13 protein-coding genes are annotated in these 13,556 nt (G+C 43.9%); 10 read left to right on the forward strand and 3 right to left on the reverse strand.

Going from position 1 to position 13,556, the window contains the following annotated elements; translation table 11 throughout:
• Positions 1 to 61 precede the first annotated feature (61 nt).
• Positions 62 to 3,559 carry an ABC transporter permease gene (locus ACFFGT_RS00950; protein WP_377020611.1) on the forward strand — a complete coding sequence of 1,166 codons (3,498 nt, stop codon included), beginning with the start codon at positions 62 to 64 and terminating at the stop codon, positions 3,557 to 3,559.
• A gap of 245 nt (positions 3,560 to 3,804) precedes the next feature.
• Here ACFFGT_RS00950 and ACFFGT_RS00955 read toward each other — a convergent pair whose 3' ends face one another.
• Positions 3,805 to 4,344, reverse strand: coding sequence for an RNA polymerase sigma-70 factor (locus tag ACFFGT_RS00955; protein WP_377020612.1), 540 nt, complete (start codon positions 4,342 to 4,344; stop codon positions 3,805 to 3,807).
• A 403-nt stretch (positions 4,345 to 4,747) separates the two neighbouring features.
• On the opposite strand from ACFFGT_RS00955, the gene ACFFGT_RS00960 reads away from it, so the two are divergent.
• The 7 genes from ACFFGT_RS00960 to ACFFGT_RS00990 all read left to right on the forward strand — a co-directional run bounded on the left by ACFFGT_RS00960 (position 4,748) and on the right by ACFFGT_RS00990 (position 9,893).
• Complete coding sequence (locus ACFFGT_RS00960) at positions 4,748 to 5,773, forward strand: sensor histidine kinase (RefSeq protein WP_377020613.1); 1,026 nt, start codon at positions 4,748 to 4,750, stop codon at positions 5,771 to 5,773.
• The gene (locus tag ACFFGT_RS00965) at positions 5,754 to 6,515 is read left to right on the forward strand and encodes a LytR/AlgR family response regulator transcription factor (protein WP_377020614.1); all 762 of its coding nucleotides are present in this window, start codon (positions 5,754 to 5,756) and stop codon (positions 6,513 to 6,515) included. Before ACFFGT_RS00960 ends, ACFFGT_RS00965 begins: the two co-directional genes overlap by 20 nt.
• Before the next feature lie 124 nt (positions 6,516 to 6,639).
• On the forward strand, positions 6,640 to 7,440 hold the full coding sequence (locus tag ACFFGT_RS00970) for a DUF1223 domain-containing protein (protein WP_377020615.1): 801 nt from the start codon (positions 6,640 to 6,642) through the stop codon (positions 7,438 to 7,440).
• Positions 7,441 to 7,454: 14 nt separating this feature from the next.
• Positions 7,455 to 7,607, forward strand: a complete 153-nt coding sequence (locus ACFFGT_RS00975) for a hypothetical protein (protein ID WP_377020616.1) — start codon at positions 7,455 to 7,457, stop codon at positions 7,605 to 7,607.
• A gap of 63 nt (positions 7,608 to 7,670) precedes the next feature.
• A complete protein-coding gene (locus tag ACFFGT_RS00980) occupies positions 7,671 to 8,081 on the forward strand; it encodes a hypothetical protein (RefSeq protein WP_377020617.1) in 411 nt (136 codons plus the stop codon).
• Positions 8,082 to 8,107: 26 nt separating this feature from the next.
• Positions 8,108 to 8,788 carry a metal-dependent hydrolase gene (locus ACFFGT_RS00985; protein ID WP_377020618.1) on the forward strand — a complete coding sequence of 227 codons (681 nt, stop codon included), beginning with the start codon at positions 8,108 to 8,110 and terminating at the stop codon, positions 8,786 to 8,788.
• Between the two features lie 85 nt (positions 8,789 to 8,873).
• Positions 8,874 to 9,893 (forward strand): D-cysteine desulfhydrase family protein, encoded by a 1,020-nt coding sequence (locus ACFFGT_RS00990; RefSeq protein ID WP_377020619.1) that lies wholly within the window; start codon positions 8,874 to 8,876, stop codon positions 9,891 to 9,893.
• A 90-nt stretch (positions 9,894 to 9,983) separates the two neighbouring features.
• Here the strand turns inward: ACFFGT_RS00990 and ACFFGT_RS00995 are convergent, their stop codons facing one another.
• Both ACFFGT_RS00995 and ACFFGT_RS01000 read right to left on the reverse strand, forming a co-directional pair.
• A complete protein-coding gene (locus tag ACFFGT_RS00995) occupies positions 9,984 to 10,460 on the reverse strand; it encodes an organic hydroperoxide resistance protein (RefSeq protein WP_377020620.1) in 477 nt (158 codons plus the stop codon).
• Positions 10,461 to 10,702: 242 nt separating this feature from the next.
• Positions 10,703 to 11,968: an epoxide hydrolase family protein gene (locus ACFFGT_RS01000; RefSeq protein WP_377020621.1), complete on the reverse strand. Its 1,266-nt coding sequence runs from the start codon at positions 11,966 to 11,968 to the stop codon at positions 10,703 to 10,705.
• 275 nt (positions 11,969 to 12,243) lie between these two features.
• Between ACFFGT_RS01000 and ACFFGT_RS01005 the strand changes: the two genes are divergently transcribed.
• Together ACFFGT_RS01005 and ACFFGT_RS01010 are read left to right on the forward strand one after the other, a co-directional pair.
• The gene (locus tag ACFFGT_RS01005; protein ID WP_377020622.1) at positions 12,244 to 12,792 is read left to right on the forward strand and encodes a hypothetical protein; all 549 of its coding nucleotides are present in this window, start codon (positions 12,244 to 12,246) and stop codon (positions 12,790 to 12,792) included.
• A 185-nt stretch (positions 12,793 to 12,977) separates the two neighbouring features.
• Positions 12,978 to 13,538 carry a carboxymuconolactone decarboxylase family protein gene (locus ACFFGT_RS01010; RefSeq protein ID WP_377020623.1) on the forward strand — a complete coding sequence of 187 codons (561 nt, stop codon included), beginning with the start codon at positions 12,978 to 12,980 and terminating at the stop codon, positions 13,536 to 13,538.
• Positions 13,539 to 13,556 lie beyond the last annotated feature (18 nt).

Consider the following 13,556-nt stretch of genomic DNA (forward strand, 5'->3'; position numbering starts at 1 on the left):
ATATTCACCTGCTTATCAATTGGTTAAAACTTTGGAACAGGGATTGATTTAATTACATGGCTTGAAAGCATATACTTTCCATATCGATCTTTATGACCTGGCTGTCCTGGGAACGATATTCGTTGGCCTCGCTTTCAGTTTTATGCTGTTACTTGCAAAAAAAGGCAACAAGGCCGCAAACCAGATTCTTGGCCTGATCTTGATTGTTACCGTTCTGAATATGATCCGTGCTTTAGGCACTGACATTTATATGGAAACCACTTTACCTCACTGGAGCCGGCAACTTCCACAATTCTTACTGGCTTTAGGTCCGCTCATCTATTTTTATGTATTGAGAATCACAAAGCCTGATCATAAATTTCGTTCCAGCGACCTGCTGCATTTCAGTCCCTTGCTTGTGGAATCGGGTGTGGCGATTTACGTTACATCAAACGCGCCGGGGCTGATAACGGTATTTCAGCTATTGGGATTTATTTCGGTTTGCGGTTATCTGCATGCCTCACGAAGGTTGGTTAAAAGCTTTTCAAGAGAATTGAATTTTAACGGGAGCGATCGTTACCGGCTGAAATTCAAGTGGCTGATCAATTTATTGACCGGTTTCGCCTTTTTATGGCTATTGTGGATACCTTTTTATATCATGGCTTACGTATACAACAATAGCCCATCAACGCTCTTATTTCATCTTTTACATCTCCTTTTAGCAGCCTCCGCGATAGGGACGGGCGGAGTGGTGATCTTAAGGCCTGAAATTAATTCGCCCGCAGATGGACCCTATTTTTTGAAGTTACCCCCACCGGATGAGTTTAAGCATAAAGCCGGCTGGCTTAAAAAAACAGTAAAGAACGCTGCTTATTACAAAGACCCGGAACTCAGTTTGACCTCGCTGGCTGAAAAGCTCGGACTAACAACCCACGAATTGTCCCGGATCCTCAATACTGTGCTTAAAAAAAGTTTTAATGATTTTGTCAATGAATACCGCGTAACCGATGTCGCCAAAAAAATGTGTGACCCGGCTTTTGATCATCTCACCCTGCAGGGCATCGCTTATGATTCTGGCTTTAACTCTCCCAGCACCTTTCACCGCGCATTCAAACAGCTGACGGGAAAAACGCCCGCAGAGTATAAAAAACAACTGCCATCTTATAATTTGACATATGATTACCGGCCCGCAGCGGTAATTTCGAGCCAGGTAAACCGCAATCATATGTTTAAAAATTATTTAAAGATCGCCTGGCGAAATACGACCAGGAACAAAGCCTCGTCGTTCATCAATATTAGCGGCCTGGCCGTGGGTATGGCTGTGGCTATGTTGATCGGCTTATGGATATGGGATGAACTGTCATTCGATAAATCCAATACGAATTATGACCGCACCGTACAGGTTTTGGCCAATGCCAATGCCGGCGGCACCCTTTTCACTTATTCTTCGCTGCCTTTGCCGGTATCGGCAGACCTGCGGAGGCAATACGGCGACGACTTTAAACAAGTGGCTTCGACCATTACTTTCGAGCAAAACATTAGCTATAACAACCATGCCTTTTCAAGGATGGGTTGTTATGCTGAAACTGCTATTACAGATATCATCACCCTGAATATGATCAGGGGATCGAAAACGTCCTTTAAAACACCCGGCACAGTTTTGATCAATGAATCAATGGCCGAGGCTATATTTGGTCAAACCGACCCGATCAATAAAACCATCAAGCTCAACGATGCTTACCTCGTACAGGTAACAGGTGTATACCGGGACCTACCCCAGAATACACAGTTCAGCGATGTGAATTTTATAGCACCTGTCAATCTGCTATTTCAAAATGGCGGCGATATGAATAACTGGTATAATAGTTCATTCCAGGTATATGCCTTATTAAATCAGGGCAGCGACCTGCACCGGCTTTCACGCAAAATTCAAAATATTCTGTATGACCATTCGAAAGATGCAGCAAAACCATCGCTCTTCCTGTTCCCTATGCGGCAGTGGCATCTGTATGAATTCAAAAACGGCGTTGCCATTGCAGGGCGGCTGCAGTTCGTGTGGCTTTTTGGCATCATCGGGCTGTTCGTGCTCTTGCTGGCCTGCATCAACTTTATGAACCTGAGCACAGCCCGGAGTGAAAAGCGCGCCAAAGAAGTGGGGATACGCAAAGCTATCGGCTCATTGCGCGGACAGTTGGTCGCCCAATTCCTCAGCGAATCCTTTTTGATCGTTGCCCTGTCGTTCCTGATCGCTGTATTGCTGGCATGGCTGACTTTGCCCTTTTTTAACAATGTTTCGGGCAAACAATTGCACCTGATCTGGACAGATCCGCTGGTCTGGCTGATATGCTTTTGTTTTTGCCTTTTCACCGCGTTAATTGCTGGCAGTTACCCGGCGATCTATTTATCATCCTTTAATGCCGTTAAAGTATTAAAGGGTACATTCAAAGCAGGCCCTGCGGCTGCCATACCCCGTAAAATTCTGGTGGTCATCCAGTTCGCTGTTTCGGTTACCATGATCATCGGGACCATCGTTGTTTTCAAGCAAATTGAGTTTGCAAAAGACAGGCCGGTAGGTTATAACCGGAACAACCTCGTATCTATCCCCTTCAACGCTATCAAGGGATACCGTGCTTTCCGCGATGAACTGCAGAGAACCGGCGTAGTATCCGGTGTATCGGCTTCATCCAACCCGGCAACCGGCGTTTGGTCATCGGCAGATAACCTGAGCTGGAAGGGTAAAGACCCTAACCGCCAGGAGGTGTTCGGCACAGTGCTGGTCGACCCTGATTTTGGCAGCGTTGTAGGCTGGAAAATGAAAGAAGGCAGGAATTTCTCCAATCAGTTTTTGAGTGATTCGTCAGGATTTTTATTTAATGAAGCGGCCATCAAACAGATGGGACTGAAAGAACCACTGAACGAAATCATTAAATGGCACGGAAAAGACTGGAAAGTACTGGGAGTTGTAAAGGACATGGTCATGACTTCGCCCTTTGACCCCATTACACCGGTGGTGTTTTTAATGGATGACCGGCAGCGATCATTCAATGTGGTCAATTTGAAACTCAGGGCAGGTATGCCGGTTGCCGGAGCACTGGCCAGGATCGAAGCGGTTTTCAAAAAATTCGCGCCCGAAGCTCCTTTCAATTACAAGTTTGCGGATAGTGAATATGCGGAAAAATTCATAGCGGAAGAACGTACAGGAAAGCTGGCTTCCGTATTCGCCGTACTCGCTATCTTCATATCCTGCCTTGGATTATTCGGAGTGGCATCATTTGTAGCAGAACAGCGTATTAAAGAGATAGGGATAAGAAAAGTGCTGGGCGCATCTGTGATGAGCATCTGGAGTTCCTTATCCAGGGACTTTGTCATCCTGGTGGGTATCGCATTGCTCATTGCCATCCCTGTTTCCTGGTATTTCATGCACCAGTGGCTGCAACACTATACCTATCGTACAGGATTATCCTGGTGGGTATTTGCGCTGACAGGAGCAGGCGCTGTGTTCATTACTTTGCTCACCATTAGTTATCACAGCATCAAAGCGGCATTGACCAACCCGGTAAAAAGCCTTCGGTCTGAATGATGCTCCAAAGACTTAAATACATCGTTGGGAGAACTGAGATTTATACCATAATTGATAATATGAACTCTTCTTGAGTGAAAAGCGCAAACATACCTTGTACTTTTTATAATTAAACCATCTCATTGCGAGGAACAAAGCAATCGCACGGAAGCACAGCCGCCCTGTATAGCATGCGATTGCCACGTCGCGTCCGGGCTCGTTCCCCTTTTGCTCCTTACAGCAATGACGTTTTTTTAACAATTGATCTACTTATTCCCAAGCGCCTCATCCAGTTTTTTCAAAGCGATGGCCAGCTGCGCAAACACCGTTTTGTTTGATAGGCCAAGAATATCGGCCACTTCGTTACAGGAGAGTTCATCCTCCTTAACCATTTTAAAGATCAGTTTGCAGCGCGGGGGCAAGCTATTTACCGCATTTATTACACCTGCTTCCAGTTCCTTACTGATGAGCAACTGCGCCGGATCAACCGATAAATGAAAATAGTAGGTTTCGGCAAGCTGGGCGTCACGGTTTCTTTTTGAGGTATTACTTCGGATATGGTTGAGACAGGCATTTTTTATTGCCACGTAGAAGTATACTTTCGGGTTCGAGATCTTGTTGAGCTTGTGGCGGCCCGTCCAGATATTTACAAAAAGGTCATTGATGATCTCCTCGCAGGCTTCCCTATCATCCAAAAACGACCAGGCAAACTGATTAAGGTTATTGATCAGCAGCTTATACAATTCATTAAAGGCAGATTCATCATTGTTGTAATGAATGGAATCTATAAGTTCTTTAATCTCCAATGTTGAGCGGCTTGCTTTTAAAGGAACAGTTAACTGAAATAATGTACAATTTTAAGTAAAAAATCCCGATCAAAACTATTTTAGATTGATTTAGGGGACCACATTAATCAACAGTAAAAATCATTAGCCACAATACCGCAGTCATCTGCGTAATGCCGGTTATTCAGCATCCGAAATGTCTGATTCAGGATGCTAAATGTCTGGCTGCACCATAAACCTGTGTTTCAAAAACGCAGTTGACCATATTTTAGCACTAAAACCGGAAATAATTAAGGCGTTTGGTCAAAACAGATTAAAGATTAACAAGGCTTTTACCATCATGATGGTGGATTTGGCTAACAGGCCGGAATTAACTTTATATTTGCCCGGCAGCCATCTTATTTCCGCAAACCCATTACAATAAATGAAAGATACAGCATTTAAAATCTCTCCCGGAATTATATGGAGCAGTTCAATTTTCCTTGGTCTGCTGGCTTCTGTTCCCCAGATAGCCGAACGTCACTTCAAACCTGCCGAAGCAACAGTAAACTCAACAGTTACCGCCCTTTTTTCACTGTTTGTGTGGTACTACAATATCTATACACTACCAAAGCAATCAGCAAATAACAAACAACTCAATAAAAGCATCTCTTATTCCCGACTCCTTACAACATTGGTGATTGGTATGGGAGTGATGCTGGCCTTAGCTTACATGCAGCAACTGATATTAACGCATTTGAATTTTGGCCCGGTGATGCTGATGATTGAGGTAAGGGGGATCCTTATTAACCTTGTGTTTTATATGCTGATAAACCTGCTGTATCAAAACTACCAAAACCAGCAGGTTAACGTTGAGCTGGAACGCATTAAGGCCGATAACCTTGGCGCACAATATGAGCTGCTTAAACAGCAAATCAACCCGCACTTCCTGTTTAACAGCCTCAATACCCTGAAAGCCATGGTTGAAACAGCCGATAAACATTCGGTAGATTTTATCCTTAAACTCTCCAATTTTTACCGCTTTACCCTCGAGAGCCGTAAGTTAGACCTCATTCATTTATCCGAAGAGCTGGATATTGTTGACGCTTACAATTTTTTGCTGAAAGCCAGGTTTGAGGATGGTTTCATTTTCACCAATAGCATTGATGAGCAATACCGCGGCACATTGATCCCTCCGTTTACACTGCAACTGCTGATAGAAAACTGCATAAAACACAATGTGGTATCGTTAGATCATCCGCTTCATATCAAACTGTACATCGAGGGCGATAACATCGTTATGGAAAACGAGATAAAACCCAAACGCTTTGAAGAACCATCCACAGGTGTTGGGCTTAAGAACATTAACCTGCGCTATAATCACCTGCTTGATAAACAAATAGAGATTGTACCCATCGATAAAATATTCAAAGTTAAACTACCGCTGATCCATGAACATTATCATAATTGAAGACGAATTAAAAGCGGCCCGCTCGCTTGAAACTATCATACTGGAATTAAGGCCCCATGCAAAGATCCTGGGGAAACTGCAGAGTGTTGAAAGCTCGGTTACCTACCTTTCAGAAAACAGGCAGCCCGACCTTATTTTTATGGATATCCAGCTTTCGGATGGTTTGTGTTTTGAGATCTTTAAATCGGTAAAGGTATCCTGCCCTATTATCTTTTGTACCGCATTTGATGAGTATTCCTTAGAAGCTTTTAAAGCAAACAGTGTTGATTACGTGCTCAAACCTTTTTCGAAGGCTGACATAGCCGATGCCTTTAAAAAGGTAGATGAACTGCGTAATTTTTTTCAGCAGGGGGCCGCACCTGATATCAGCAGTCTGCTATCTCAAATTACACCTCCAGCCGGTAAAAAGAGCTTCCTGGTGTTTAAGAACAACAAATACATCACGATACTTACCAATAACATCGCTTTCTTTTATATCCGCAACGAACTGTCAACCATCATGACTTTTGATCAGCAGGAATATGTTGTTAACCAATCGCTCGATCAGATCAGCAGCCAGCTTTCACCCGATCAGTTTTTCAGGCTGAACAGGCAGTACATTGTAAACTTTAGCGCGATAAAAGAAGTGGAGCACTATTTTATGCGCAAGCTGTTTGTTAAACTCGTGGTTCCGACACCCGAAAAACTACTCATCAATAAAGAAAAAGCGCCGGTATTTTTAAGCTGGCTCGAGAATAGGTAAAGCGTCAAATTCCTTTACCCCAGTAAATGCCCAACTGAACTGTAGATATGTCTGGTTGGGCTTTTTTGTGCTGTTCCAGTGGCCATTTGGGGCATAATTTTGAAGTAAATAAAAATCAAAAGATATGCAATCCTTAAAAATCTTAAGCTTTTGCGTTGGTGCTATAGTACTGGCGCTTGCTACCGCGGCGTATGCCAATCGGAAAATAAATAACTCAAAAGAAATAAACACCGGAACTCCCGGAAAAGGCTTTGCTTTGGTTGAACTGTTTACATCCGAAGGATGCTCAAGCTGTCCGCCGGCTGATGAGCTGCTTGCCAAAATTCAGAAAGAAACACAGGACAAGCCTGTTTATATATTGGCTTACCATGTTGACTACTGGAATAACCTTGGCTGGAAAGATGTATTCAGCAATGCCATGTTTTCAAAACGCCAAAACGAATACAGCCGCTATCTGAACGCCCAGGTTTATACACCACAGGTTGTTGTTAACGGCAAAACCGACTTGGTAGGTTCGGATGAGCCGGTACTTCGCGAAGCTATTTCAAGCGCTTTAACAACCGAGCAAACGGCACAGGTTTCCTTAAAGGCTCAACAAAACGGCGATAAGCTGACTGTCAATTATGAACTATCCGGCAATACCGATAACCAGCAACTATTATTAGCCATCGTACAAAAATCAGCCATAAGCAAGGTGGCACGCGGTGAAAACAGCGGCAGAACACTATCGCACGCCCAAATAGTGCGCGAGTTAAAAACAATAGCCCTAAACCAGGTAAAAAAAGGCCAAAGCACTATCGACTTGCCTAAAGGATTTACGCCACAAGGCTGGGAGGTGGTAGGTTTTATACAAGACAAAACCAGCGGCGAAGTTTTAACTGCAACAAAAGCGGATTTAACAACCAACGCGATAACCAAAATATAACAAATTCAAAAATCATGAGCAAGTTAAAGCAAGGCCGGTTATTGGTAGGCTTCCTGTCGCTGTTCTCATTATCGTTTCTTACAAGGGCTCCATTTGAGCGTAACCCGCAGGATTGTGAAATGATCTGCGTTCCTGGAAAAAAGAAAAAACCGGCAGAAAATAATTAACCAAATCTCTGTATAAACATTACGGCCCGCTTTATCGGGCCGTAATGTTTTAATCAATATAAAATGAAAAAACTACTGTTAATTGCCATAACTACATTTTGCAGTATTGGCGCTTACGCCCAGGCAAATGAATTAAACTGCACAGAACAGGCAGTGACCTTTAAAATAAACCTGCACGGTAATTCATCTAAAATTGGCCGTTTTGATCCTGTACAAATGGGAGCAGGATTCAAGTCATCGAATGCTTATACCGGCAAACAAAGCCCATCTGAGATTAGCCCTCCCCTTAGCTTTGAAAATACCTTCAACCCTGCAGCAGCTTACATTCCCAATAATACCATCCCGCTCAAAAAGATGACATTTCCATATCCAAAAATAAACTATGTAACCGGTAAATTTACTCCTACAACCTATGATCATTTTAAGCTATTGCCAATGCCTGTTGTAAACAACTTAACTCCGCTTTTAAACTAATCATCATTCACATAAAAAAGCAAACCATGAAAATCAACTATTACGGTCACTCATGCTTCTCAGTAGTTGCCGGGGGTAAACACATCCTGTTTGATCCCTTTATCACGGGCAACGAACTGGCTAAAGACATCAACATTGATGAAATTAAAGCCGATTACATTTTTGTCTCGCACGGTCATTATGATCATGTTTTGGATGTGGAAACTATTGCAAACCGCACAGGGGCTATGGTTGTGGGTATTTTTGAAGTATATGATTACTTCAGCAAGAAAGGTGTTAAAAACGTGCACCCCTTAAACCCAGGCGGCAAAGTGACTTTTGATTTTGGTACCGCAAAATCGTTCATTGCACAGCATTCTGCCAGCTTTCCTGACGGCAGTTATGCGGGTGTGGCCTGCGGTTATGCTTTAAAAACCGACGACGGCAATCTTTATTACAGCGGCGATACTGGTCTTACTTTAGATATGAGCCTTGTAGCCAATTGGGTTGATCTTGACTTCGCGGTTTTCCCGATAGGTGATGTTTTAACTATGGGCGTTGAAGATGCCATTGAAGCTGCAAAGCTTGTTAAAGCTGATAAGGTTTTAGGCGTTCATTATGATACCTTTGGTTTCATCAAAATAGATACAGCCGATGCTGTTAAACAATTTGAACAAGCAGGGTTGAAACTGTTTTTACCGGCTATAGGCGAGAGCATAGAGATCTGATAAAACAAAACACATTTTAATATTGTAATTGATCCGGCCTGTATGCTTGCTTAGCAATACAGGCCGGATTTTTATCTCTTAATTTATGGATACACCCACTTTTAATACCTTTAATTCGTTTCCCCGGTTCAATCTTTTAGATGGCCCCACAAACATCCAATCGCTTACCCGGTTAAACAAGCAGTTAAACGGCGTTGAGGTTTATGTAAAACGCGATGATGTTATGGGTATGGGCCTTGGCGGCAACAAGCTCCGTAAACTCGAATATCTTATTGCGGATGCTAAACAGCAGGGCGCCGATGTATTGATCACGTCCGGCGGGATCCAATCCAATCATGCCCGGCTCACGGCCGTAGCGGCAGGTTACGCCGGGTTAGATTACGAGTTGGTACTTACTCACGCCGTACCACTGGAGGGGCTTGAACATGATAAAAACGGCAATATCCTTCTTGAGCAGATCTTAGGTGCTAAGGTTCATAATTTACCCAAAGGAACGGATGCCAAGATTTTCATTGAAGACAGGATCAACACACTTAAGGCTTCTGGTAAAAAGCCCTACCTTATATCTTTGGGCGGTTCAAGTGCGATTGGCTGCCTGGGTTATGTAAACTGTTTCAATGAAATCATTGGGCAATCAAACCAATCGGGCGTTCATTTCAGCAATATCATTGTGCCCAATGGCAGCGGTGGCACCCAGGCCGGATTGGTTGCGGGACTGAAACTATCAGGGCTATCAAACATCAGTATATTATCATACTCTGTTTTAAGTCAACTGACAACCGCCCAAGCCATCACTCATAAAAAAGCGAACGCCGTTTTAAACCTGCTTAATCCTGAGCTTAAGATTGGTCAGGATGAAATCCTTATCGACCCGCATTTTATAGGCGAAGCTTACGGCATACCCACAACAGCAATGATCGGGGCGGTAAAGCTCCTTGCCCGCACTGAAGGCATTTTCCTCGACCCTGTTTACAGCGGCAAAGCCTTTGCCGGTCTGTTGGCTGATATTCATGCAGGTAAATTTACTAAAGGCGATAAGACCCTGTTCATCTTAACCGGTGGTATCCCCGGCCTTTTTGCCTATCGCTCAGCCTTTGAAGAATAAAAACAGGAATAGTTGTCAACAAAAAGCCCTTGTATCGCGATGCGATACAAGGGCTTTTTTAAAAGTGCCCCCTTCAGGGGGCGGAGGGGGTTACACCAGGTTGATTTCAACGTTGATGTTACCGTGAGTTAATTTTGAATAAGGACATGTTTGGTGAGCTTCTTCAAGCAATGCTTTGGCTACTTCCACATCCAGACCTGGTAAACTTACATTTAAACGGGCTTGCAAAAAGTAAGCACCGGTAGCAGTACCCAGATCCACTTCTGCATCTATGGCCAGTTCGGCAGGAAGTGCAATCCTCTTTTTAGCAGCTGCTATTCCAATAGCACCTTCAAAACAAGCCGACCAGCCGGCTGCAAATAACTGCTCGGGATTAGTACCCGGTTTAGGAGTTCCGGGAGTTGAATGTTTGATATCCAACTGGCCATCTGTACTAACAGATGAGCCACCATCACGGCCGCCAACTGTGCGTACTTTAGCGGTATATAATACTTTTTCGATTTTATTAGCTGAGATGCCTTCGATTACCCTGATCTTATTGGTAGCTGAATTTTTAAGAGTTTCCATTGTGTTGTTTATTTAAATTATTTTGTTTTTTGTATGCTCAAAGATACCCTGATATCGGCCGAAGTCCTATCACTAACTATGTGAAGAGGACAGGGGCACCGGCCAATCAGACATTTTAAAACCTGAATTACCATTGGTACGGGTGCCTTTGATTTTGTTTATTTACTCAATTCGCCAGAGCGTTGGCAAAAGGCTGGAGAACATAGCTCCCGGCTCGTCCTCCAGCTGCCAATACATTGGTATTATTTGCGCAGAGATTTAAAGGCTGCACGTAATTCTTCGGCAAATAGCTGGGGTTCTTCCCAGGCAGCAAAGTGACCGCCTTTTTTTACCTCGTTAAAATAGATGAGGTTGTGGTAGCTTTTTTCGGCCCAGCTTTTTGGTGCCTGGTAAATCTCGCCAGGGAAAACGGTAATAGCGGCAGGGATCGAAATATCTACGGCGTTAAAGTTATTGGCGTTATTTTCCCAGTAAAGCTGCGCGCCCGATGTAGCGGTATTGGTAAGCCAGTAAAGCGAGATATCGTCAAGCATTTCATCCTGGGTTAATGATTTTTCAGGATTGCCACCACTGTAAGTCCAGTCGGCAAATTTATCATAGAACCACGCGGCCAAACCTACCGGCGAATCAGACAAAGAGTAACCTATAGTTTGCGGACGGGTAACCATGATACCGGCATAACCGCCACCTCTTGTATACAGGTTATTAAGTGATTGGTAAGCTGCCTTTTCTTTAGCAGATAATGAAGCCGGTGCAGGTGCGCCGCTGCTAAGCAATTTCGCAATATCGGCAGGTACAGTTGCAGGCATATTTACGTGGATGCCCAAAAGGCCTTCAGGTTTTTGATGTGCCAACTTATCGGATATTACTGATCCCCAATCGCCGCCCTGTGATACATAGTGTTTATAACCTAACCGTTTCATCAATACATCCCATGCACGGGCAATATGATCGGCATCCCAGCCGGTGCCTGTAGGTTTACCTGAGAAACCGTAACCGGGCATTGATGGCAATATTACATCAAAAGCATCTTCGGCACGGCCGCCGTAAGCTTCAGGGTCAGTAAGCGGACCAACAATTTTTAATAATTCAAGAATAGAGCCCGGCCAGCCGTGGGTGATGATGATAGGCAAGGCATTGGGATTTTTGGAACGGATATGTGCAAACTGGATATCAAGACCATCAATAGTGGTTACAAATTGAGGTAATGCATTCAATTTTTCTTCTGCTTTGCGCCAGTCGTAGCCATTGCCCCAGTAGCGCACAAGGCTCTGAATTTTTTCAAGCTGAGCTCCCTGCGAACGATCTGTTACGGTTTCACGTTCGGCCCATCGCGTGGCCTGTACACGCTGGCGCAGATCGGCAACAGCTTCATCCGAAACATGGATATGAAACGGACGGATAGCATCCGGAGCATTGGTGTTTGTTTGAGCAAAGCTTGTAGAAGTAAGCAGGATAAAAACCCCGGCAATAATTTTACTGACAAGGTTGTGTGGGTTAGTTTTCATGATCTTATTTTTGAGATTTTTTTATTGTGTATCTCAAAAGTATCTTCATACAGGGCCCTTACCCACCCTTAACTATAGCAAGTGGACAAAGCAGGTCACGAACCAGACATTAGTCAGGCTGAAAATTTAGTCACCAGAAAGGAGAATCAGAAATCTATTTACAATCGATAACCCACAAAGGAAATCGGCTGCGCATTACGCATAATTATTCTAAATAAATTTGGATACTACGTTTATAAACAGCAATTTTAAGCAACCCTTTGTTCGTAAACCACTTGAAGAAGTTTATTGCCCTGATGTTGCTTAACCTTCACCTGCTTAATATAGGCGGGCACGTGTTGTTGCATCAGCTCCTGGTTTACAAAAGCAACAAATACTTTACCGAGCAAACAGCCAAAGGCTTTTACAATGTAAAGGACCTTACCGAGGTAATTATCCCGGTTAATATGCCCGGCATAACCGACTGGAAAAGCTACGAGAACATTCACGGGCAGATCCAGTTTGGCAGCAACAACTACAACTATCAAAAAATGCGCATAACCAGGCATGCCATTTACTTAATGTGCACACCTAATTATGAAACCACCCGCCTGGCCGATAAAAACATCATCAACGCGAAGGATGTAAAAGAGGTGCCGGTGCCGCAAAAAGAGCATGTACCTTTTGGTAAAATAATTATGCAGGACAACCTCAATCTCACTTTTGTGCATTTTGAGTTCAATTGCCCTGAAAAATATACTCAGCAAACCGTTGTTCACCCAGTTCAACAGTTATTTCCTGTTCACCAGGATATCCCGGAGCAACCACCTAAGGCCAGCTGCTAATCCCTTCTCTGTTTTAATTCATTTTTTGGGATAGCGATTGTAACGCTGCTGTTGTAAATTATTTATTTCTGCCGATGAGTTTACTCATAGCCGCTCGGGCTATGAATTAACTATGCGCCGTAGCTGTAAATAAATTTAAGCTGGTACGTCCTCTCCTCTGATACCTTAAACATTCAAAAATTATTATGCCTTACATTACACTTGAAAGCCATTTGCCGGGCATTACCGGCTTGCTGGAGTATGCCAAAGAACCGGCACAACCAATCCGCAACCTTACCCAGTTTTTACTGCGCGGCCCTTCAACCCTATCCGAAGCTGATCGTGAACTGATTGCCACCGTGGTATCACACAACAATCAATGCACCTTTTGTACTACCGCGCACACCGCCGCTGCCGACCTTCTCGCCGGCGAAGCAGAAACAGCACAAAAAATAAAGGAAAACATTGAAACCGCCCCGGTTACCGAAAAAATGAAAGCCCTGCTTACCATTGCCAAGCTAACCGCACAAAACGGCCGAAGTGTAACAACTGAAGCTGTTGACCGTGCTAAAGCTGCCGGGGCAACCGATGTTGAAATCCACGACACCGTACTGATAGCCGCCTTGTTTTGCTATTACAACCGCTATGTTGACGGACTGGCCACTGCCCTCCCTGCCGATGCCGGTTACTATAACGTCCTGGCCGAGCGATTAGTTAATCATGGTTACACTCGTCTGCCCCAAGGTTATGACCATTTAAAAAAATAACCCTAATCCTAATTAAGA

The organism is Mucilaginibacter angelicae, assembly GCF_042434235.1.
In the GTDB taxonomy this organism is placed as follows: Bacteria; Bacteroidota; Bacteroidia; order Sphingobacteriales; family Sphingobacteriaceae; genus Mucilaginibacter; species Mucilaginibacter angelicae.

What these genes read in the sequence shown, in the direction of transcription:
- ACFFGT_RS01010 (WP_377020623.1), top strand. Translation starts at nt 12,978, where the DNA reads ATGCCTTACATTACACTTGAAAGCCATTTGCCGGGCATTACCGGCTTG.
- ACFFGT_RS00965 (WP_377020614.1), top strand. Translation starts at nt 5,754, where the DNA reads ATGAACATTATCATAATTGAAGACGAATTAAAAGCGGCCCGCTCGCTT.
- ACFFGT_RS00990 (WP_377020619.1), top strand. Translation starts at nt 8,874, where the DNA reads ATGGATACACCCACTTTTAATACCTTTAATTCGTTTCCCCGGTTCAAT.
- ACFFGT_RS00985 (WP_377020618.1), top strand. Translation starts at nt 8,108, where the DNA reads ATGAAAATCAACTATTACGGTCACTCATGCTTCTCAGTAGTTGCCGGG.
- ACFFGT_RS00970 (WP_377020615.1), top strand. Translation starts at nt 6,640, where the DNA reads ATGCAATCCTTAAAAATCTTAAGCTTTTGCGTTGGTGCTATAGTACTG.
- ACFFGT_RS00975 (WP_377020616.1), top strand. Translation starts at nt 7,455, where the DNA reads ATGAGCAAGTTAAAGCAAGGCCGGTTATTGGTAGGCTTCCTGTCGCTG.
- ACFFGT_RS00995 (WP_377020620.1), bottom strand. Translation starts at nt 10,460, where the DNA reads ATGGAAACTCTTAAAAATTCAGCTACCAATAAGATCAGGGTAATCGAA.
- ACFFGT_RS00980 (WP_377020617.1), top strand. Translation starts at nt 7,671, where the DNA reads ATGAAAAAACTACTGTTAATTGCCATAACTACATTTTGCAGTATTGGC.
- ACFFGT_RS01000 (WP_377020621.1), bottom strand. Translation starts at nt 11,968, where the DNA reads ATGAAAACTAACCCACACAACCTTGTCAGTAAAATTATTGCCGGGGTT.
- ACFFGT_RS00960 (WP_377020613.1), top strand. Translation starts at nt 4,748, where the DNA reads ATGAAAGATACAGCATTTAAAATCTCTCCCGGAATTATATGGAGCAGT.